21 protein-coding genes are annotated in these 17,520 nt (G+C 67.7%); 13 read left to right on the top strand and 8 right to left on the bottom strand.

All coding sequences use genetic code 11. From position 1 onward, the window contains the following. Positions 1–84 precede the first annotated feature (84 nt). The 3 genes from VDQ18_RS16820 to VDQ18_RS16810 all read right to left on the bottom strand — a co-directional run bounded on the left by VDQ18_RS16820 (position 85) and on the right by VDQ18_RS16810 (position 2,166). Positions 85–1,152, bottom strand: coding sequence for a YeeE/YedE family protein (locus VDQ18_RS16820; protein ID WP_323022075.1), 1,068 nt, complete (start codon positions 1,150–1,152; stop codon positions 85–87). A gap of 81 nt (positions 1,153–1,233) precedes the next feature. Further along, a complete protein-coding gene (locus VDQ18_RS16815) occupies positions 1,234–1,566 on the bottom strand; it encodes a metalloregulator ArsR/SmtB family transcription factor (RefSeq protein WP_323022074.1) in 333 nt (110 codons plus the stop codon). A 183-nt stretch (positions 1,567–1,749) separates the two neighbouring features. Continuing rightward, positions 1,750–2,166 (bottom strand): hypothetical protein, encoded by a 417-nt coding sequence (locus tag VDQ18_RS16810; protein WP_323022073.1) that lies wholly within the window; start codon positions 2,164–2,166, stop codon positions 1,750–1,752. Positions 2,167–2,347: 181 nt separating this feature from the next. Here VDQ18_RS16810 and VDQ18_RS16805 point away from each other — a divergent pair, with 181 nt between their 5' ends. From VDQ18_RS16805 to VDQ18_RS16765, 9 genes are all read left to right on the top strand, one after another. Then, positions 2,348–3,085 carry a cytochrome c biogenesis CcdA family protein gene (locus VDQ18_RS16805; protein ID WP_323022072.1) on the top strand — a complete coding sequence of 246 codons (738 nt, stop codon included), beginning with the start codon at positions 2,348–2,350 and terminating at the stop codon, positions 3,083–3,085. Positions 3,086–3,101: 16 nt separating this feature from the next. Beyond that, positions 3,102–3,698: a thioredoxin family protein gene (locus tag VDQ18_RS16800; protein WP_323022071.1), complete on the top strand. Its 597-nt coding sequence runs from the start codon at positions 3,102–3,104 to the stop codon at positions 3,696–3,698. Positions 3,699–3,909: 211 nt separating this feature from the next. Next, on the top strand, positions 3,910–4,389 hold the full coding sequence (gene soxX, locus VDQ18_RS16795; protein WP_323022070.1) for a sulfur oxidation c-type cytochrome SoxX: 480 nt from the start codon (positions 3,910–3,912) through the stop codon (positions 4,387–4,389). Positions 4,390–4,429: 40 nt separating this feature from the next. Then, positions 4,430–4,846: a thiosulfate oxidation carrier protein SoxY gene (soxY, locus tag VDQ18_RS16790; RefSeq protein WP_323022069.1), complete on the top strand. Its 417-nt coding sequence runs from the start codon at positions 4,430–4,432 to the stop codon at positions 4,844–4,846. A 42-nt stretch (positions 4,847–4,888) separates the two neighbouring features. Continuing rightward, positions 4,889–5,215: a thiosulfate oxidation carrier complex protein SoxZ gene (gene soxZ, locus VDQ18_RS16785; protein ID WP_416235120.1), complete on the top strand. Its 327-nt coding sequence runs from the start codon at positions 4,889–4,891 to the stop codon at positions 5,213–5,215. 35 nt (positions 5,216–5,250) lie between these two features. Continuing rightward, positions 5,251–6,120 (top strand): sulfur oxidation c-type cytochrome SoxA, encoded by an 870-nt coding sequence (gene soxA / locus VDQ18_RS16780; protein ID WP_323022068.1) that lies wholly within the window; start codon positions 5,251–5,253, stop codon positions 6,118–6,120. A gap of 159 nt (positions 6,121–6,279) precedes the next feature. Then, positions 6,280–7,977 carry a thiosulfohydrolase SoxB gene (gene soxB / locus VDQ18_RS16775; protein ID WP_323022067.1) on the top strand — a complete coding sequence of 566 codons (1,698 nt, stop codon included), beginning with the start codon at positions 6,280–6,282 and terminating at the stop codon, positions 7,975–7,977. Between the two features lie 22 nt (positions 7,978–7,999). Further along, a complete protein-coding gene (gene soxC / locus VDQ18_RS16770; RefSeq protein WP_323022066.1) occupies positions 8,000–9,298 on the top strand; it encodes a sulfite dehydrogenase in 1,299 nt (432 codons plus the stop codon). Further along, positions 9,279–10,367 carry a c-type cytochrome gene (locus VDQ18_RS16765; RefSeq protein ID WP_323022065.1) on the top strand — a complete coding sequence of 363 codons (1,089 nt, stop codon included), beginning with the start codon at positions 9,279–9,281 and terminating at the stop codon, positions 10,365–10,367. Before soxC ends, VDQ18_RS16765 begins: the two co-directional genes overlap by 20 nt. A 174-nt stretch (positions 10,368–10,541) precedes the next feature. Here VDQ18_RS16765 and VDQ18_RS16760 read toward each other — a convergent pair whose 3' ends face one another. After that, entirely contained in the window at positions 10,542–11,114 is a 573-nt protein-coding gene (locus tag VDQ18_RS16760; RefSeq protein WP_323022064.1) for a biotin transporter BioY, read from the bottom strand. Between the two features lie 229 nt (positions 11,115–11,343). On the opposite strand from VDQ18_RS16760, the gene VDQ18_RS16755 reads away from it, so the two are divergent. After that, positions 11,344–12,051: an SDR family oxidoreductase gene (locus tag VDQ18_RS16755; protein WP_323022063.1), complete on the top strand. Its 708-nt coding sequence runs from the start codon at positions 11,344–11,346 to the stop codon at positions 12,049–12,051. A 7-nt stretch (positions 12,052–12,058) separates the two neighbouring features. On the opposite strand, the gene VDQ18_RS16750 is transcribed toward VDQ18_RS16755, so the two are convergent. After that, positions 12,059–12,538, bottom strand: coding sequence for a peptidase S1 (locus tag VDQ18_RS16750; protein ID WP_323022062.1), 480 nt, complete (start codon positions 12,536–12,538; stop codon positions 12,059–12,061). 265 nt (positions 12,539–12,803) lie between these two features. Between VDQ18_RS16750 and VDQ18_RS16745 the strand changes: the two genes are divergently transcribed. Together VDQ18_RS16745 and VDQ18_RS16740 are read left to right on the top strand one after the other, a co-directional pair. Then, positions 12,804–13,148 (top strand): hypothetical protein, encoded by a 345-nt coding sequence (locus VDQ18_RS16745; protein WP_323022061.1) that lies wholly within the window; start codon positions 12,804–12,806, stop codon positions 13,146–13,148. Continuing rightward, positions 13,141–13,740, top strand: a complete 600-nt coding sequence (locus VDQ18_RS16740) for a DedA family protein (protein ID WP_323022060.1) — start codon at positions 13,141–13,143, stop codon at positions 13,738–13,740. Before VDQ18_RS16745 ends, VDQ18_RS16740 begins: the two co-directional genes overlap by 8 nt. On the opposite strand, the gene VDQ18_RS16735 is transcribed toward VDQ18_RS16740, so the two are convergent. Then, positions 13,737–15,560, bottom strand: a complete 1,824-nt coding sequence (locus tag VDQ18_RS16735) for an ABC-F family ATP-binding cassette domain-containing protein (RefSeq protein WP_323022059.1) — start codon at positions 15,558–15,560, stop codon at positions 13,737–13,739. The genes VDQ18_RS16740 and VDQ18_RS16735 overlap by 4 nt on opposite strands. Before the next feature lie 108 nt (positions 15,561–15,668). Between VDQ18_RS16735 and VDQ18_RS16730 the strand changes: the two genes are divergently transcribed. Beyond that, the gene (locus VDQ18_RS16730) at positions 15,669–16,061 is read left to right on the top strand and encodes a YccF domain-containing protein (protein WP_323022058.1); all 393 of its coding nucleotides are present in this window, start codon (positions 15,669–15,671) and stop codon (positions 16,059–16,061) included. A 55-nt stretch (positions 16,062–16,116) separates the two neighbouring features. On the opposite strand, the gene VDQ18_RS16725 is transcribed toward VDQ18_RS16730, so the two are convergent. Beyond that, positions 16,117–16,542, bottom strand: coding sequence for a hypothetical protein (locus VDQ18_RS16725; RefSeq protein WP_323022057.1), 426 nt, complete (start codon positions 16,540–16,542; stop codon positions 16,117–16,119). 137 nt (positions 16,543–16,679) lie between these two features. After that, a complete protein-coding gene (locus VDQ18_RS16720) occupies positions 16,680–17,444 on the bottom strand; it encodes an alpha/beta hydrolase family protein (RefSeq protein WP_323022056.1) in 765 nt (254 codons plus the stop codon). Between the last annotated feature and the right edge of the window lie 76 nt (positions 17,445–17,520).

Genomic DNA, 17,520 nt, shown 5'->3' with positions numbered 1-17,520 from the left:
CCTTTTACGGTCTCTGGGGGCGGAAGCCCCCCGCCTCCGCGCACGGCCGCAACGCGCGTCTCGCCCCGTGGTAACGCCCCGGCCTCACGTCGCCGCCAGCCGCCCACCCCGTTGATCGACCAGCAGATCCGTCGCCATCGCCCCCAGCCAGAAGCAGAACAGCGCCAGCCAGGCCGTCGCCGCGAAGATCGAGCCGCCGGTGACGCCCGCGCCGATGGCGCAGCCCCCGGCCAGCATGCCGCCGAAGCCCATCAGCACCGCGCCGAACATCGAGCGGCGCATATTGGCCTCGCCCTCGAAGCCCTGAAAGCGGAACTCGCGGCGGACCAGCGCGCTGAGGAACGCGCCCAGGAACACCCCCGGCACCAGCCCGATGTCGAAATTCAGCGCGGGCGAAGGTTCGAGGAAGAACATCAGCGTATTGGCCGAGGGGCCGGTGAAGGTGGCCGAGGTGACGTTGACCGGCTCCCAGGCGATTTCGGCCAGGGTCCAGGTCAGCACCCAGCCCATCGCCACGGCAAAGCCCACGCCCGACGCGAAGACCAGCGTGCCGACCGGCATCTTCGCCCGCACCGCCACGCCGATCGCCACCAGCGCCAGGATCAGCCCCAGCACCAGCCCGGCCTCGTCCGGCAGGCCGATCAGCGTCAGCAGGTTCAGGTTCTGCCCGTTGGGCGTGGTCCAGAGCCCCGCGAGCCAGCTGCGGAAGGGCGCGAGCCAGCCGTGCAGGCTCATCTGCGCGACGACGGCGAAGATCAGACCCGAGACGACGCTGCGCAGGTTGCCGGTCGCCGCCAGCACCAGCAACCGACCCGAACAGCCTCGCGCCAGCACCATGCCGACGCCGAACATCAACCCGCCGATCACGGCGCCCGACCAGCTGCCCGCCACCCCCATCATCCGGGCATCCCGCGCGTCGAAGAGGCCCAGCCATTGCGCCCCCTGCACCCAGACCATGGCGGTCGAGAAGGTGAGCAGCCACACCCCGACCTTGCCGCCCAGGATGCCGCGGGCGAATTCCACGGTGGCCGCGCGCAGGCAGAAGGACGAGCGCTGAGCGGCGATGCCGAAGACCATGCCGGTCAGCAGGCCGAAGAGCGCCCCCGCGCGGTCCTCGCCGATCCATTCGACAAAGGCGATGAAGCTCTCCATGCGCAATCCTCCGGGCCAAGCTGCCCGGTACATATTGCTATATCGGAATGAAGGCTTTGATCTGGATCAGGCCCCGCGCCCTCAGGGCAGGCGGAACAGCCGCTGGATCACCATCACCATCTCGCGCACCCGGTTGTCGGCCAGCGAATAGATGATCTGGTTGCCGTCGCGCCGGGTCGTGACCAGCTTCTCATGCCTGAGGCGCGCGAGCTGCTGGCTGACCGCCGCCTGCCGCGACATGATCAGCTGTTCCAGTTCGGTGACGGTGTGGTCGCGTTCGCAGAGGTGATAGAGCATCAGCAGACGCCCCTCGTGCCCCATCGCCTTGAGGAAATCGGCCGCCTGACGCGCCTCCAGCGCCATCGCCTCGGGCGAGGCGGCGGGGGAGCAGCTGCGCTCGACCGGGCGTGCCATTGCGGGACGCTCGGCACGCGCGGTCTCTTCGTGATCGGCGTTTCGCCCGTCTGGCGCCATATGGTCCCACCCTGCCCCGCCTCAGGCGGCGACAGCCCTCTTCCATCGTCGCGGCGACCCTAGCATGCCGTGACAGGGGAATCGAGCGCGGCAAGGCGGGAATGCGACCTTGGTCCGCCCCCGTCAGCCGTTGGGCTGGGTGCGGGCGCGGTCGATCATCTCGTTCACATAGGGCCAGAAGAAATCCTGCCCGGGAAAGCCCGTCAGGCGGCCCACTTCCACCCCGTCGGGGCCGAGCAGGATGAAGGTGGGCGTGACGAAGGGACGCGAGGCCAGCGTCACCCCCTCGGGCAGCGGGCCGCGCAGATCGGCGCGGATCAGCGGCGCCGCCTGCCCCTCGGGCGAGACCTCGTAGGCCGGGGCGATATCGCGGTTGAAGGCCGCGCAATAGACGCAGCCGACCTGTTCGATCATCAGAAGCCTCAGCTCCTGCGCCGCGGCGGCACCCGCAGTCACCACCATGACAGATACCAGCGCGACCGCGGCCAGCGCGGCGGCGCCGAGCCTGCGGCGCAGTCGAATCGGAAGGGTGACGGCCATGGTATCCTCCTCGCCCCGAGGGCGATTCCATCCTACCAGAGAAACTGCACGCGTGCACGAATCCGGTTGACGGGTCCAAAATAACATATGAACATTGTAATGTTTTCAGACCGTCGGAACAAGGCCCAGCGCAGGACGCTTGTGCGCCGCTTCCGGCGGCGCCTTGGGAGGGGCGCGTTTCATGTTCGATATCTCCTTCGGCGGGGCGGCTCTGGCCGGAATCCTGTCGTTCCTGTCCCCCTGCATCCTGCCGATGGTGCCCTTCTACCTGTGCTACATGGCCGGGCTGTCGATGGCCGAGCTGCGCTCTGACCAGGGTCTCGCCCCCGGGGCGCAGCGGCGGCTGGTGCTGTCCTCCATCGCCTTCGCGCTGGGCGTCACCTCGATCTTCATGCTGCTGGGGCTGGGTGCCACGGCGCTGGGTCAGGCCTTCATCCAGTGGAAGGACACGCTGCGCTGGGTGGCGGCGGCGGTGCTGCTGGTCTTCGGCCTGCATTTCCTGGGCGTGGTGAAGATCGGCTTCCTCTACCGTCAGGCGCGGATCGAATCCGCGGGCTCGCCGCAGTCGATCCTCGGCTCCTATGTCATGGGGCTGGCCTTCGGTTTCGGCTGGACGCCCTGCGTGGGTCCCGCGCTGGCGGCGATCCTGATGATCGCCTCGGGCATGGGGGATCTGGTGCGGGGCACGCTGTTGCTGGCGGTCTACGGGCTGGCGATGACCCTGCCCTTCGTCATCGCCGCGCTTTTCGCCCGGCCGTTCCTGGGCTGGGTCGGCCGCCACCGCGACAAGCTGCAATATGTGGAGAAGGTGATGGGCGTCATGCTGATCGTCTTCGCGATCCTGATCGCCACCAACAGCCTGAACTATATCGCGCAATGGATGATCGAGACGATGCCCTGGCTCGCCACGATCGGATGACCCGAGGGAGGAACGCATGACCACAAGACGCCGCCTGATCACCACCGGCCTCGCTTTGGGCCTGGCCGCCCCCGCCCTGCTGCGCCCCGGCACGGCCCGCGCCGATCAACCCGTGCCGCCTCTGGGCGAAGACGGGCTGCACAAGCCCGACTGGATCGTCGAGACCTTCCGCGACATGCGCGACGACCTGACCGAGGCCAATGCGCTGGGCAAGCGGATGCTGATCATGGTCGAGCAGCGCGGCTGCATCTACTGCACCCGCATGCACGAGACGGTCTATATCGACGACGAGATCACCCGCATGCTGCGCGAGGATTTCTTCGTCGTGCAGATGAACCTCTTCGGCAACATCCCGGTCACCGATTTCGACGGCGACGAACGCGACGAGCGCGACATGATGGTGCGCTGGGGCGTGGTCTTCACCCCGACGATGCTCTTCATGCCCGACACGGTTCCCGAATCGGGGACAGCGGCGCAAAATGCGGTCATGGTGATGCCCGGCGCCTTCGAGCGGGGAACCACCCGGCTCATGCTGCGTTGGGTGCTGGAGAAAGGCTATGAGGGCGACGAGCATTTCCAGCACTACGTCGCGCGCAATCTCGGCAGCAATTGAGACGCTGCACCGCAGAAACGAAAAACCCCGGCGCGCCAATCCTTTGGCGCGCGATCCTCGCGGCACCGCGCGGGGTGGTCTTCAATAATTTTTCACTATATGCAGATAAATGAATTTCCTGTTGCTCTCACGGTACGCCATCGTCTACGATGAGCCCGTGATGCGTTTGGGAGAGCGCAACGCCATCTGCTGAATGTCAGGGAGGACATCCATGAAGCTGAACGCTGTGACCGGGCTCGTCGCCGCCCTCGTGCTGGCCGGAACTGCCTATGCCGAGACCGCGCCGGCGGATGTGGTCTGGGTCGACGACGTCCAGATCCCCGAATCGCTGACCGGCGCGCCCGGCGATGCCGAAGCCGGTGTCGCCGTCGTCTCGAACCGCGCGCAGGGCAATTGCGTGGCCTGCCACGAATTCGCCGCCCTGCCCAACGTGCAGTTCCAGGGCAATATCGGCCCGGCGCTGGATGGCGTGGGAAGCCGCTGGTCCGAGGCCGAGCTGCGCGGCATCATCGTCGATGCCAAGCACATGTTCCCCGAAACGCGGATGCCGTCCTTCTACCGCGTCGACGGATTCATCCGCCCGGGCGATGCCTTCACCGGCCGCGCCGCCGATCCCGCGACCTTCGGCCCGCTGCTCACCGCGCAGCAGATCGAGGACACGCTGGCCTATCTCATGACGCTGACCGACTGAGCCGGTCAGCCCCGTCCCCCTTTCGAAAAGGAGTATCCCCATGCTGACAAGACGCGACACCTTCGCGATCGGTCTGGGCGCCTCGGCCGTGGCCCTGCTGCCGGCCACCGCCTTCGCCGATGCCGTTGAGGACTGGATCACCGCCTATACCGGCGGCGCGGCCATGGAAGAGGGCGGCGTGACCATCACCGCCCCCGAGATCGCCGAGAACGGCAACACCGTGCCCGTCTCGGTCTCGGCCGAGGGCGCGACCGAGATCGTGCTGGTCGCCACCGGCAACCCGACCCCCGGTCTGGGCAAGTTCACCTTCGGCCCCGGTTCGGGCGCGCCGATGATCGCCACGCGCATCCGTCTGGGCCGCACCCAGGACGTGGTCGCGATCGCCAAGATGGCGGACGGCACCTTCAAGACGACCCGCGTCGAAGTGAAGGTCACCATTGGCGGCTGCGGCGGCTGATCCCTCTCGGATCCGCCCCACCGACCCTATCAGGAGCACATCATGACCGACGTCAGACCCCGCATCCGCCTTCCCCGCTCGGCCTCGGCCGGGGATTCGATCACCGTCAAGACGCTGATCAACCACGACATGGAAACCGGCCAGCGCCGCAACTCGGCCGGCGAGACGATCCCGCGTGAGATCATCCACCGCTTCACCTGTGAATTCAACGGGGTGATGGTGATCGACGTGGCGATGGAACCCGCCATCTCGGCGAACCCCTACATGGAATTCGAGGCCGTGGTGCCCGAATCCGGCGAGTTCGTCTTCACCTGGTACGATGACAACGGCGAAGTCTACACCGCGACCGAAGCCTTTGAAGTGAGCTGAGCATTCGGCGCAACAGAAGTCTGGGAGGAGACATTATGCAGCACCTGAAGCCTGCAAGATCGCTGGCGCTGGCCTCGGCCTGCGTGGCCGCGCTGTGGAGCGGCGCGGCCCTGGCCGATCCCGACCTTACGGCGGATCTGGTCATCGACGGCGAGTTGCACATCGTGACCCGCGCCCCGAGCGACGACATCATCACCCCCAACCTGCCCGAGCGCTATTCGGGCTGGCTGTTCCGCAGCGAAGACACGCGGGCGATGGAGATGGATGATTTCGAGAACCCGGCGATGATCGCGGTCGAGGCGGGGGCCGATCTGTGGACCACCGTCGACGGCACCGCGGGTCAGTCCTGCCAGGATTGCCACGGCGACGCCGAGGAAAGCATGCGCGGCGTGCGGGCGATGATGCCGCATGTCAACGAAGACGGCGTGCTGTGGTCGATGGAGAACTACGTCAACAATTGCCGGACCGAACGCATGGGCGCCGAAGCCTGGCGCTGGTCGGGTGACGAGATGACCTCGATGACCTCGTTCCTGTCGCTGCAATCGCGCGGCATGCCGGTTGCGGTGCAGATCGACGGTCCTGCCGCCCCCTATTGGGAGCAGGGCCGCGAGATGTACTACACCCGCTACGGCCAGCTGGAACTGAGCTGCGCCAATTGCCACGAGGACAGCACGGGTCAGATGATCCGCGCCGACCACCTCAGCCAGGGCCAGATCTCGGGCTTCCCGACCTACCGGCTGAAGAACGCGGGGATCGTCTCGATCCACAACCGCTTCCGGGGCTGCATCCGCGACACCCGCGCCGAGACCTTCGCCGAAGGTTCGGACGAGTTCCGCGCGCTCGAGCTTTATGTCGCCTCGCGCGGCATGGGGCTGGGCATCGAAGGTGTTTCGGTTCGTCCGTAACCTCCAGGCCGGGGGGCGCGCCTGTCGCGTCCCCCTCCCCTCCTCCCTGCCGGTTGAGCGACCGGATTTCCGGTCGCCCGACTATATTCACCTCTATGAAGGTTGGCATGCATTCCTCCCGGCCTGCCCCTTCTCCGACCGCTTCCAAGGAGCATCCCTATGATTTCCCGGCGCGAGTTCCTGCAAGCCTCGGTGGCTGCGTCCGCCCTCTACGGCGCTTCCGGCTTTGGCAATTGGTCGAAAGTGGCCGCGCAGCAATCCCTGACCCAGGATGACCTGCTGCGCTTCGACACCTTCGGCAACGTGTCGCTGATCCATGTCACCGACATCCACGCACAGCTCAAGCCGATCTGGTTCCGCGAGCCCGAATTCAACTTCGGCGTCGGCGACGTGCGGGGCCTGCCGCCGCATGTCACGGGCCAGGACTTCCTGAACCTCTACAACCTGACCCCCGGCTCGCGCGAGGCCTATGCGCTGACCTATCAGGATTTCGTCGCGCTGGGGCGTGAATACGGCAAGATGGGCGGCCTCGACCGCATCGCGACGGTGGTCAAGGCGATCCGCGCCGACCGCTCGGACGCGATCCTGCTCGACGGCGGCGACACCTGGCATGGCTCGATGTCCTCCTACCTCAGCGAGGGGCAGGACATGGTCAACCTGATGAACCTCTTGGGCACCGAGGCGATGACCTCGCATTGGGAATGGACCTTCGGCACCGACCGGGTTCTCGACCTGATGGGCCAGCTTAATTTCCCCTTCCTCGGCCAGAACATCTTCGACGCCGAATGGGACGAACCCTACGAGGATATCCCCTCCTACACCTATTTCGACCGGGGCGGCGTGAAGGTCGCGGTGATCGGTCAGGCCTTCCCCTATACCCCCATCGCCAACCCGCGCTGGAAATTCCCGGAATTCAGCTTCGGCATCCGCGACGAGCGCATGCAGGAGATGGTGGACGAGGTCCGCGCCGATGGCGCCGATGTGGTCGTCGTGCTGTCCCACAACGGCTTCGATGTCGACCGCAAGATGGCGGGCCGGGTCTCGGGCATCGACGTGATCCTGACCGGCCACACCCATGACGCCCTGCCCGAGCCGGTGCTGGTGGGCGAGACGCTGCTGATCGCCTCGGGCTCGCACGGCAAGTTCGTGACCCGTCTGGATCTGGACGTGCGCGACGGCCGCATGATGGGCTTCCGTCACAAACTGATCCCGATCTTCTCGGACGTGATCCAGCCCGACGCCGAGATGGCCGCCGCCATCGAGGCCGAGCGCGCGCCCTACAAGGAGCAGATGGAAGAGGTCGTCGGCACGTCGGAAAGCCTGCTCTACCGGCGCGGCAATTTCGCCGGGACCTGGGACAACCTGATCTGCGACGCGGTGATGAGCGAGCGCGACGTGGAGATCGCCATGTCCCCGGGTGTGCGCTGGGGTGCCAGCATCATGCCGGGTCAGGAGATCACCCGCGAGGATATCCACAACGTCACCTCGATGACCTACGGCCAGGTCTATCGCACGGAAATGACCGGGGAATTCATCCACACGATCCTGGAAGACGTGGCCGACAACCTGTTCAACACCGACCCTTATTACCAGCAGGGCGGCGACATGGTGCGGCTGGGGGGCCTCGGCTATGCCATCGACATCTCCAAACCCATCGGCGAGCGGATCACCGGCCTGACGCTGCTCAGGACCGGCGAGGCGCTGGACCCCGCCCGCAGCTACACGGTCGGCGGCTGGGCCTCGGTCAACGAGGGCACCGAAGGGCCGATGATCTGGGACGTGGTGGAAGCCCATATCCGCAAACTCGGGACCGTCAGCGCCGAACCCAACGGGTCGGTCACGGTCACCGGCCAATAATCCGAACAAAGGAGCAAGCGTCATGACCGACAGGACCGACGACGACGCGCTTGACGGCGCCGGGATCGACGTCAGCCGCCGCGGCTTCCTGCGCACCGCGACCCTCGCCGCCGGCGGGGCCGCGCTGGGCGGGGCCGCCGCCGCGCAGGAGGGCCCCGATCCGCTGATTACCGAAGTGCAGGACTGGGCCTCTGCCACCGGCGAGGGCGTGGATGCCACCCCCTACGGCCTGCCCATTCGCTTTGAGGGCGACGTGGTGCGCCGCACCGTGTCGTGGCTGACCGCCGATCCGATCAGCTCGATCAACTTCACGCCGATCCATGCTTTGGATGGCACGATCACCCCGGCGGGTTGCGCCTTCGAGCGGCACCATTCGGGCGCCATCGAGCTCAGCAAAGACGATTACCGGCTGATGATCACCGGGCTGGTGGACCGGCCGCTGGTCTTCACCTGGGAAGACCTGCAGCGCTTCCCGCGCGAGAACCACGTCTATTTCTGCGAATGCGCGGCGAACTCGGGCATGGAATGGGGCGGCGCGCAGCTGAACGGCGCGCAATTCACCCATGGCATGATCCACAACATGGAATATTCCGGCATCCCGCTGCGGGTGCTCTTGGAAGAAGCGGGCGTCCAGCCCGAAGGCCAGTGGGTCTATGTCGAGGGCGCCGATGCCTCGTCCAACGGCCGCTCGATGCCGATCGAGAAGGCGATGGATGACGTGCTGGTGGCCTTCACCGCCAATGGCGAGGCGCTGCGCAAGGAACACGGCTATCCCGTGCGTCTGGTCGTGCCGGGCTGGGAAGGCAACATGTGGGTCAAATGGCTGCGCCGCATCGGCGTCACCCATTCGGCGGTCGAGGCGCGCGAGGAGACCTCGAAATACACCGACCTGATGCCCGACGGCCGCGCCCGGAAATGGACCTGGGCGATGGACGCGAAATCGGTCATCACTTCGCCCTCGCCGCAGAAACCCATCACCCATGGCTCGGGACCCCTCGTTATCACCGGCCTCGCCTGGTCCGGTCGCGGCGCGGTCACGCGGGTGGACGTGTCGCTGGACGGCGGCGTCAACTGGCAGGAGGCCCGGATCGGCACGCAGGGCGGCAAATACGCCCTCTCGCGGTTCTATCTGGAAATCGACTGGGACGGCTCGCCGATGCTGCTGCAATCCCGCGCGACCGATGACACGGGCTATGTCCAGCCCACCAAAGATGCGCTGCGCGAAATCCGCGGCCTCAACTCGGTCTACCACAACAACGGCATCCAGACCTGGGCTGTCTACGAAAACGGAGCGGTGGAAAATGTCGAAGTCGGTTCTTAAGCTTCTGGCGACCACGGCGATCCTGTTCGCCGCCCTGCCCGCCGCGGCGCAGACCCTGAACCTGGGCCGCGCCGCGCTGCCCGAGGAAATCGCCGCCTGGGACGTGGCGGTCGAACCCGATGGCACCGGCCTGCCGGTCGGATCGGGCGACGTGCTGACGGGCGAAGACCTCTGGGTCGAGAATTGCGCCATGTGCCACGGCGATTTCGGCGAGGGCGCCGGCGCCTATCCGGTCATCGCCGGGGGCGAGGGCACCCTGCGCGACCGGCGGCCGGTCAAGACGGTGGGCAGCTATTGGCCCTATCTCTCGACGGTCTGGGATTACGTCCACCGCTCGATGCCCTTCGGCAATGCGCAGATCCTGTCCGCGGACGATACCTACGCGCTGACCGCCTATATTCTCTATTCGAACGGCATCGTTGAGGACGATTTCGTGCTCTCGAACGAGAATTTCACCGAGGTGCCGATGCCCAATGCCGAGGGCTTCTATGCTGATGACCGGGTGGAAACGGAATTCCCGCTGTTCACGGCCGAAGCCTGCATGTCGGATTGCGGCCCGGCGGTGCATATCACCCGCCGCGCGACCGATCTGCAATCGACCCCCGAGGGCGCGGTGACGGTTTTCGCACCGGACCGTCCGAGCGGCGTGGCCGATGGCGCGGGCGCGCCCGAAGGGGGCGAAGGCGCCGCCCCGGCCGCCGAGCCGGTGCAGGAAGCGGCAGCCGAGCCCGAACCCGCTGCCGGCCCGGATCCGGCGCTGGTGGCGCAGGGCGAAGGTCTCTGGCGCCAGTGCCGGGCCTGCCACCAGGTCGGCGACAGCGCCCGCAATGGCACGGGCCCGATCCTGAACGGCGTCGTCGGCCGCCATGCCGCCGCGGTCGACGGCTTCCGCTACTCGCCGCCGATGCAGGAGGCCGGTGCCAACGGGCTGATCTGGACCGCCGAGGAGCTGGACCAGTTCCTGGCCGATCCCCGCGCCTATATGCGCGGCACGCGGATGAGCTTCCGCGGCCTGCGCGACGCGGGCGACCGGGCGGCGATCATCGCCTATCTGCAGGCCCACCCCTGACCCAGCATTGGGGCAGATGACACGAAGGCCCCGAGCGCTATGCCCGGGGCCTTTTCCGTTGCCGGGGCGAGTGTGCCGCCCGTCAGCCTGCCCCGCAGTCGCGGGCAAGGAAAAACCCCCGGTGGCGGTGCCACCGGGGGTTCTGTCGTTCAAAGGCGGCTCCGGGAAACCGGCTCAGCCGCGGCGGTTGCCGAGCGCGCTCCAGGCGCCGCTGACGATCAGCGCGGCGGCGACGGCCTTGACCACATCGCCCGGCAGGAAGGGCAGCGCACCGACGTTGAAGGCGCCGGTCAGGTCGAGGGGCGTGACGGCGGTCAGCCAGGCGAGGCCCGGGATGTAGAGCGCAGCCGACACGGCCAGCGCGGCCAGCGCCGTGCCGACCAGGCCCCGGGCAACGCCGCGCTCAGCCAGCAGGCCAGCGGCCCAGGCCATCGCCACGAAGCCCAGCAGGAAGCCGCCGGTCGGGCCCATCAGATAGACCGCGCCCGCGCCACCACCGGCGAAGACCGGCAGACCCGCCGCGCCTTCGAGCAGATAGGCCACGACCGCGGCGGCGCCGAGGCGCGAACCGGCGGTGAAGCCGACCATCAGGATGGCGAGGGTTTGCAGGGTCATCGGCACGGGCAGCATCGGCACGCTGACCTGGGCACCCACCGCGATCAGGGCCGAGCCGCCCAGCACGATGAGGGCTTTCTTGACAAGCGAGGACGTCCCGAGAGACGCCTGAAGAAGGGTTTGCTGGGCCACGAGTATCTCCCTGATCGTAGGTCCGAGTTGCAGCGTTTATCCTGCGCGCGGGGCAGGCGGTCAAGCGTCCGTGCGGCGGCGCGGCGATTTTCACCTCTCAGGCTTTGCAAACACGGGCCTTTGCAAAGGGCCGGAATTTACAACGCGCGGACGGCGCGAAATCCCGGAGCGTGCCGCCGCGGCCCAACGCCGCCTTGCCTTGCACCCGGCCCGATGGCATGAGCCAGCCATGACCGAGAGCCCCCGCACCCCCGAATCACCCGCACCCCGAATCGCCCTGATCACCGGCGCCTCGCGCGGCCTTGGCGCTGCGCTGGCCGAGGCTCTGGGCGGCTCGGGCTGGCATGTCGTCGCCCTCGCCCGCACCACCGGCGCGCTCGAGGAACTGGACGACCGCATCCAGGCCAAGGGCGGCAGCGCCACGCTGGTGCCCGTCGACATCACCAATGACGATGCAATGCGGCAGATCTGCCTGTCGATCCACCAGCGCTGGGGCAAGGTCGACCTCTGGGCGCATCCGGCGGTGCATGTGCCGCCGCTGGCCCCCGCCGGGCATATCGCCGCCAAGGATTGGGACAAGACGCTGGCCACCACGCTGCGCGCCACCGGCACGCTGATCCCGATGATCGAGCCGCTTCTGCGCGCCAGCGGTCAGGGCACCGCGCTGTTCTTCGATGACGCCGCCTGGCATGACGGCACCGGCACCACCAAATTCTTCGGCGCCTATGGCGCGGCGAAGGCCGGGCAGATCGCGCTGGCCCGCGCCTGGCAATCGGAAAACGCGGCGCTGGGTCCGACCCGCGCGCCGCGCATCCTGATCGACACCCCCGCGCCGATGCCGACCGCCACGCGCGGCCGCTTCTTCCCGGGCGAGGATCAATCGCTGCTGACCCCCTGCGCCAATGAGGCCAAGCGCCTGCTCGGCCTCATCGGCTGAGGCGGGCTCAGCGCAGCTCGGTCACATAGAGCCGGGTGTTGCGCACGCGCGAGCGGTTGTAGGTCGCGATCCAGATGTCGTACTGGCCCGAGCGCGGGCTGCCGAAGCGGATCGCCGGGTCCAGCCCGTCGGTATCGTCGTTGCAATACCACTGGCCGGCCGGATCGTTGATCAACAGGATCGTGTCACCCGGGGCGCGGACGTAGAAGGTCAGCGGCCAGGAGCTGGCTTGATAATGCACGCGGAAATCGGGCGCGTTGGCGACCCAGCCGCCGCCCGGGCAACCGTTGACCGGGTTGAAATGCACGTCGCCCCCGGCGCGGCCCTGCAGCCATTGCGGGTCGGGCGTGAAGCCCGCCACCAGGTTGAACGAACCGTAAGACGGCCGGAGGTTGTAGTTCTGCGCCTCGGCCGAACGGGTGCCGACGGCGGCGAGCGAGGACACGGCCAGGGCCGCGGCAAAGGCGAGTTTGATAAATTTACGCATCGTAGTCTCCATGGGTATCTCAAATCCGCGACCGGGAAACTTTGGGCTGGGCAGCGAAGAATAATTGCCTGGCATCACCTCCCGGATCAGGCCGAATGCTGCGCGAAATTCCGCCAACTGTCCAGTTTCATTCCATTTGTTCAGGCCTTTGTTAGGGATTGAAACAATCGGATGACACGCAGGCCCTCGCCCCGCGGCGCCATGGCCCCTTGCCCGCGCCGGGCACCCGGGTAAGCTGCCTGACCGTGACCTGCCCGAGGCGCCGATGATCCTGTCCTCTTCGAAGTTTCGCTGGCTCCTGCGCATCGGCTTCGCGCTGGCGCTGATCGGCACGCTCTATTTCGGCATCCGGGTGGCGATGGGCGCCTTCTACTGGTCGGATCCCGCCCATCAGGACCAGGCGATCGAGGGCTGGATGCCGCTGGGCTATGTCGGCCGCTCGTGGAACGTCCCGCGCGAGGTGATGGTCGAGATCGCGGGCATCACGCCCGAGGGCCGCCCGCGCCGCAGCCTCGAGATGATCGCCCGGGACGAGAACATTCCCCTGCCCGTCCTGCTCGAGCGGATCCGCACCGGGATTGCCCAATGGCGCGAGCAGCCGCATGACTGAATGGATGCTGGCCCAGGTCGCCGATTGGGGGGCGCTGGCGCTGGCCATCGTCACCTTCCTGTCCTGCCTCGCCATCCCGGTGCCCTCGTCGATGATGATGCTGACGGCCGGGGCCTTCGCCGCCTCGGGCGATCTGGCGCTTACCCCGGCAGCGGCGGCGGCGCTGGGGGGGGCGGTGCTGGGCGATCAGGCGGGCTATCAGCTGGGGCGGCTGGGCTTCCAGCAGGCCGAGGGCTGGCTGCTCAGATCCCGCAGCCGCGCCGCGGTGCTGGAGCGCGCGCGCAGCTCGGTCCAGAAGGGCGGCGGCGTCGCCGTCTTCCTGTCGCGCTGGATGTTCAGCGTGCTGGGGCCCTACGTCAACCTGCTGGCGGGGGGCGCGGGCATGACCTGGCTCACCTTCACGGTGATGGGAGTGCTGGGCGAGATGGTCTGGGTCGTGGCCTATATCGGCCTTGGCTATCTGGCGGGCGGCCAGATCGGCCAGGCCAGCGAGATCCTGGGCAATGCGCTGGGTCTGCTGGCCTCGCTGGCGCTGACGCTGGGGCTGGGGTGGCTTTTGTGGAAACGCACCCACCGCCACCCGGCGCCCTAGCTTTCGTCGCGCTCGGCCAGTTCCAGCCATTCCTCTTCGGCCGCGGCCAGTGCCGCCTGCCGCTGGCCCAGCATCTCGGTCGCCTTGGCAGCCTTGACCGGCTCACGGGTGTAGAGGTCGGCGTCGGACAGTAGCTCGGACAGCTTGCCGATCTCGGCCTCCAGCCGGGCGATCTCGGCCGGCAGGCTGGCGAGGCGCTTCTTCTCGGTGAAGGTCAGTGTCGCGGCCTTGATCGCCGCCTTGGCCGCGGCCTTGGACCCGGGTTTCGGCGCCTCGGCCTTCACCGCCGCCGGGCGCTCGGGCTCCTCGGACAGCGCCTTCTGCGCCCGGTAATCCGACCAGCCCCCGGCATAGGCGGTGATCTTGCCCTGCCCCTCGAAAGCCAGCGTCGTCGTCGCCACCCGGTCGATGAAATCCCGGTCGTGGCTGACCAGCAGCACGGTGCCCGGATAATCGCCCAACAGGTCCTGCAGCAGATCCAGCGTTTCCACGTCCAGATCGTTGGTCGGTTCGTCCAGCACCAGCAGGTTGGACTCGCGCGCCATGATCCGCGCCAGCAGAAGCCGCGCCCGCTCGCCGCCCGACAGGCTGCGCACCGGCGCCCGGGCCTGCTGCTCGTCGAAGAGGAAATCCTTCAGATAGGCGACCACATGCTTCGGCACGCCCCGCACCATCACCTGATCGGCCTGCCCGCTGACCCGCATCAGCGGATCGCCGGTCAGGTTCTCCCACAGCGTCGCCTCGGGGTCGAGCCGGGCGCGGGTCTGGTCGAAGACCGCCATCTCCAGATTGGTGCCCAGCCGGATCGTGCCGCTGTCGGGCTGGATCTCGCCGGTCAGCAGTTTCAGGAGGGTGGTCTTGCCCGCGCCGTTCGGCCCGACCAGCGCCACCCGGTCACCGCGCAGCACCTTGAGGGTGAAATCCTTGACCACCGGCACGCCTTCGAAGGATTTCGAGATCCCGACCGCCTCGGCCACCAGCTTGCCCGATTGCTGCCCGGCCTCCAGCGCCATCGCCGCCGTGCCCTGCCGCCGGATCTGCGACGACCGCTCGTCGCGCAGCGCCTCCAGCGCGCGGACCCGGCCCTGGTTGCGCTTGCGCCGGGCGCTGATGCCCTCGACCGCCCATTTCGCCTCGTGCTTGATCTTGCGGTCCAGCTTGTGACGGGCCTCGTCCTCCTCGGCCCAGATCCGGTCGCGCCAATCCTCGAAGGCGGTGAAGCTCTGGTCGAGCCTGCGCACCTGCCCGCGGTCGACCCAGAGCATCGCCCGGCTCAGCGCATTCAGGAAGGCGCGGTCGTGGCTGATCATCACGAAGGCCGCGCGCGTCTCGCGCAGGCGCTCCTCCAGCCAGCCGATGGCCTGGATGTCGAGGTGGTTGGTCGGCTCGTCCAGCAGCATCAGCTCGGGCGCCTCGGCCAGCAGCTTCGCCAGCGCCGCGCGCCTCCGCTCGCCGCCGCTCGCCGTCTCCACCGCCACGGAGGGATCGAAGCCCAGACCCTCGGCGGCGATCTCCACCCGGTAGCCCTCGGACGGATCGAGCCGCGACAGAGCGTAATCGCCGAGCGTGGCGAAGCCCTTGAAATCGGGCTCCTGCTCCATGTAGCCGACGGTGGTGCCCGGGGTCAGCACACGGCCGCCCTGATCGGCATCGACCAGCCCCGCCATGATTTTCATCAGCGTGGATTTTCCCGAGCCGTTGCGGCCGACCAGCGCCAGCCGGTCGCCCGGCTGGATGACCAGATCGAGCCCGTCAAAGAGCGGGTTTCCACCATAGGTGAGCGAAATGCCAGAAAGCTGGAGAAGGGGTGCGGGCGCCATGCGGGCGGGCTATCCCGGCGGTTTGATGCGGTCAAGGGTCCGCGCATCGCGGGTCTTGAAACGGCGCCGGAATGCGCCATGTGAATATCATTAACATATGAGGCTGCAATGAACCTGATCCTGAACGTGCTGTGGATTGTGCTGGGCGGCGCCTGGATGGCGGCGGGCTGGCTGCTGGCGGCGCTGCTCATGGCGTTGAGCATCGTCGGCCTGCCCTGGGCGCGCTCGGCCGTGGTGATGGCGGGCTACACGCTGCTGCCCTTCGGCATGCGCGCGGCCGACCGGGAGGAGGTCACCGGCCCCGATATCGGCACCGGCACGCTGGGGACGCTGGGGAACCTTCTGTGGCTGGTGCTGGCCGGCTGGTGGCTGGCGCTGGGGCATCTGATGGCCGCGGTGCTGAACGCGATCACCATCATCGGCCTGCCCTTCGCCTGGGCCCATCTGAAGCTGGCAGGCTTCGCCCTCTGGCCGGTCGGCCGGACGCTGGTTCCGCGGTAAGCGCCCCCGCCGCCCCCTGCGCGGCATGGCCGGAGGGCAGCGCCGCGCAGAACCGTCAAGAGCCCCGGCAGATCCGGGCCAGCGAGCGGACATAATTCTCCAGATCGTTGAGCATCGCGGCGCTGTCGGTCAGACGCTCGACATTGCCCTCGGCTCGTCCGCGGTTGATGCCGTGGCAGAGCGCCGCCGCCAGCTGGAACCGGCGCTGCGCCTCGCCGAGGTCGCGCCCGACGCGGGACAGACGGTCCTGCACCACGCCCACCTCCTCGCAGGCAGTGGTCCGGGCTGAAAGATCCTCCAGCCGGGCCAGCACGCCGCGCCGCGTGACCCAGCCGAGGCCCGCATAGAGCGTCACCTCGATCTCATCGAGGCGGGTGTCAACCAGGCGATAGGCGGTCAGCCCGGCGCGGAAATGATCCTCACAAGGGTCGGCAGCGACGGCGGGATGGCTCAGGAGCAGGAGGGCGATGAGGCAGCGCATGATCTATCGGGGGCGGACAGTTCCGAGCCCATCCTGCGCGGCGGGGGTTAAGGAATCGTGCTCCCCCGCCCTGTCCGGCTCCCGCAACATCGCCCCCTGCATCGAGGGGGATAGCCCGTCCCGGAAACGGCCGACGCTTACCGCTGAATCTCGGCCTCGACCGCGCTCAGCGCGGCGCTCCGCAGCGAGCCATTGAAATCGTGGGAGGCACCACGGACCAGCATCATCCCCGCCGGAACACCACGCGCCTGCAGCGCGGCCACGTAATCCTGCGACAAAGCCGGGGCGGTGTTGGAATCGTTGGCACCGACGACCGCGATCACCCGTGTCGATCGCGACACGCGCGAGGCGAATTGACTGGGGGATTCACTGTTCTGCCAGGCGCTCCGCCCCCGCATGCTCCGCCAGCGGCCGATGTCACAGGGGCAGGACACCAGCACCGCGCTGTCCACCAGCTGGGGAAAGCGCCCGATGATCGCGCCGACTTGCGCCGCGCCGCCCGAATGCCCCACCACGATCACCCGCCGCGCGCCGGTCGCCCGCTGCAGGGCCCGGATGCTCTCGGCCACCAGATCGTTGTTGGCCCGCGTGTAATGGTCGCGCCGGTTGCTGTTGCTGCCCGCGCTTTGCAGGCCGCGACCGCCGGAATACCCCGGCCGGATCAGCGCCACGGCGGTGACATCGCCATGGCGGCGCGCGATATCCTCGGCGAAACTCCGGTGATAGGTGGCGTCCCTTCCGTTCGAGAGGTCCCCGTGCAGCACGACGACCAGCGCCCGCTGTCCCGAGCCGAAGATCGAGCCCGCCAGGGGGCCGGGAATTTGTGCGGCGGCGAGGGAGGCGAAGGCCAGGGTGAAGACGGCGGCGAGCAGGACGACAAGATCCTGACGAGCAAAGCGCATGATGAACTCCTGGAATAACAACACATCGAAACAGGATCAGGCTGCCGGAAGACGCCCCATGACGCAACCTTTTATG

The sequence above is a fragment of the Pararhodobacter sp. genome (genome assembly GCF_034676075.1).
Taxonomy (GTDB): domain Bacteria; phylum Pseudomonadota; class Alphaproteobacteria; order Rhodobacterales; family Rhodobacteraceae; genus Pararhodobacter.
The sequence above is the reverse complement of the archived record's forward strand: the minus strand, read 5'-3'. Positions and strand labels throughout refer to the sequence as shown.

What these genes read in the sequence shown, in the direction of transcription:
- soxB (WP_323022067.1), top strand. Translation starts at nt 6,280, where the DNA reads ATGATTTCCCGGCGCGAGTTCCTGCAAGCCTCGGTGGCTGCGTCCGCC.
- VDQ18_RS16805 (WP_323022072.1), top strand. Translation starts at nt 2,348, where the DNA reads ATGTTCGATATCTCCTTCGGCGGGGCGGCTCTGGCCGGAATCCTGTCG.
- VDQ18_RS16720 (WP_323022056.1), bottom strand. Translation starts at nt 17,444, where the DNA reads ATGCGCTTTGCTCGTCAGGATCTTGTCGTCCTGCTCGCCGCCGTCTTC.
- VDQ18_RS16755 (WP_323022063.1), top strand. Translation starts at nt 11,344, where the DNA reads ATGACCGAGAGCCCCCGCACCCCCGAATCACCCGCACCCCGAATCGCC.
- VDQ18_RS16810 (WP_323022073.1), bottom strand. Translation starts at nt 2,166, where the DNA reads ATGGCCGTCACCCTTCCGATTCGACTGCGCCGCAGGCTCGGCGCCGCC.
- VDQ18_RS16730 (WP_323022058.1), top strand. Translation starts at nt 15,669, where the DNA reads ATGAACCTGATCCTGAACGTGCTGTGGATTGTGCTGGGCGGCGCCTGG.
- soxZ (WP_416235120.1), top strand. Translation starts at nt 4,889, where the DNA reads ATGACCGACGTCAGACCCCGCATCCGCCTTCCCCGCTCGGCCTCGGCC.
- soxY (WP_323022069.1), top strand. Translation starts at nt 4,430, where the DNA reads ATGCTGACAAGACGCGACACCTTCGCGATCGGTCTGGGCGCCTCGGCC.
- VDQ18_RS16765 (WP_323022065.1), top strand. Translation starts at nt 9,279, where the DNA reads ATGTCGAAGTCGGTTCTTAAGCTTCTGGCGACCACGGCGATCCTGTTC.
- VDQ18_RS16745 (WP_323022061.1), top strand. Translation starts at nt 12,804, where the DNA reads ATGATCCTGTCCTCTTCGAAGTTTCGCTGGCTCCTGCGCATCGGCTTC.
- soxC (WP_323022066.1), top strand. Translation starts at nt 8,000, where the DNA reads ATGACCGACAGGACCGACGACGACGCGCTTGACGGCGCCGGGATCGAC.
- VDQ18_RS16735 (WP_323022059.1), bottom strand. Translation starts at nt 15,560, where the DNA reads ATGGCGCCCGCACCCCTTCTCCAGCTTTCTGGCATTTCGCTCACCTAT.
- VDQ18_RS16740 (WP_323022060.1), top strand. Translation starts at nt 13,141, where the DNA reads ATGACTGAATGGATGCTGGCCCAGGTCGCCGATTGGGGGGCGCTGGCG.
- VDQ18_RS16820 (WP_323022075.1), bottom strand. Translation starts at nt 1,152, where the DNA reads ATGGAGAGCTTCATCGCCTTTGTCGAATGGATCGGCGAGGACCGCGCG.
- VDQ18_RS16800 (WP_323022071.1), top strand. Translation starts at nt 3,102, where the DNA reads ATGACCACAAGACGCCGCCTGATCACCACCGGCCTCGCTTTGGGCCTG.
- soxA (WP_323022068.1), top strand. Translation starts at nt 5,251, where the DNA reads ATGCAGCACCTGAAGCCTGCAAGATCGCTGGCGCTGGCCTCGGCCTGC.
- soxX (WP_323022070.1), top strand. Translation starts at nt 3,910, where the DNA reads ATGAAGCTGAACGCTGTGACCGGGCTCGTCGCCGCCCTCGTGCTGGCC.
- VDQ18_RS16815 (WP_323022074.1), bottom strand. Translation starts at nt 1,566, where the DNA reads ATGGCACGCCCGGTCGAGCGCAGCTGCTCCCCCGCCGCCTCGCCCGAG.
- VDQ18_RS16750 (WP_323022062.1), bottom strand. Translation starts at nt 12,538, where the DNA reads ATGCGTAAATTTATCAAACTCGCCTTTGCCGCGGCCCTGGCCGTGTCC.
- VDQ18_RS16725 (WP_323022057.1), bottom strand. Translation starts at nt 16,542, where the DNA reads ATGCGCTGCCTCATCGCCCTCCTGCTCCTGAGCCATCCCGCCGTCGCT.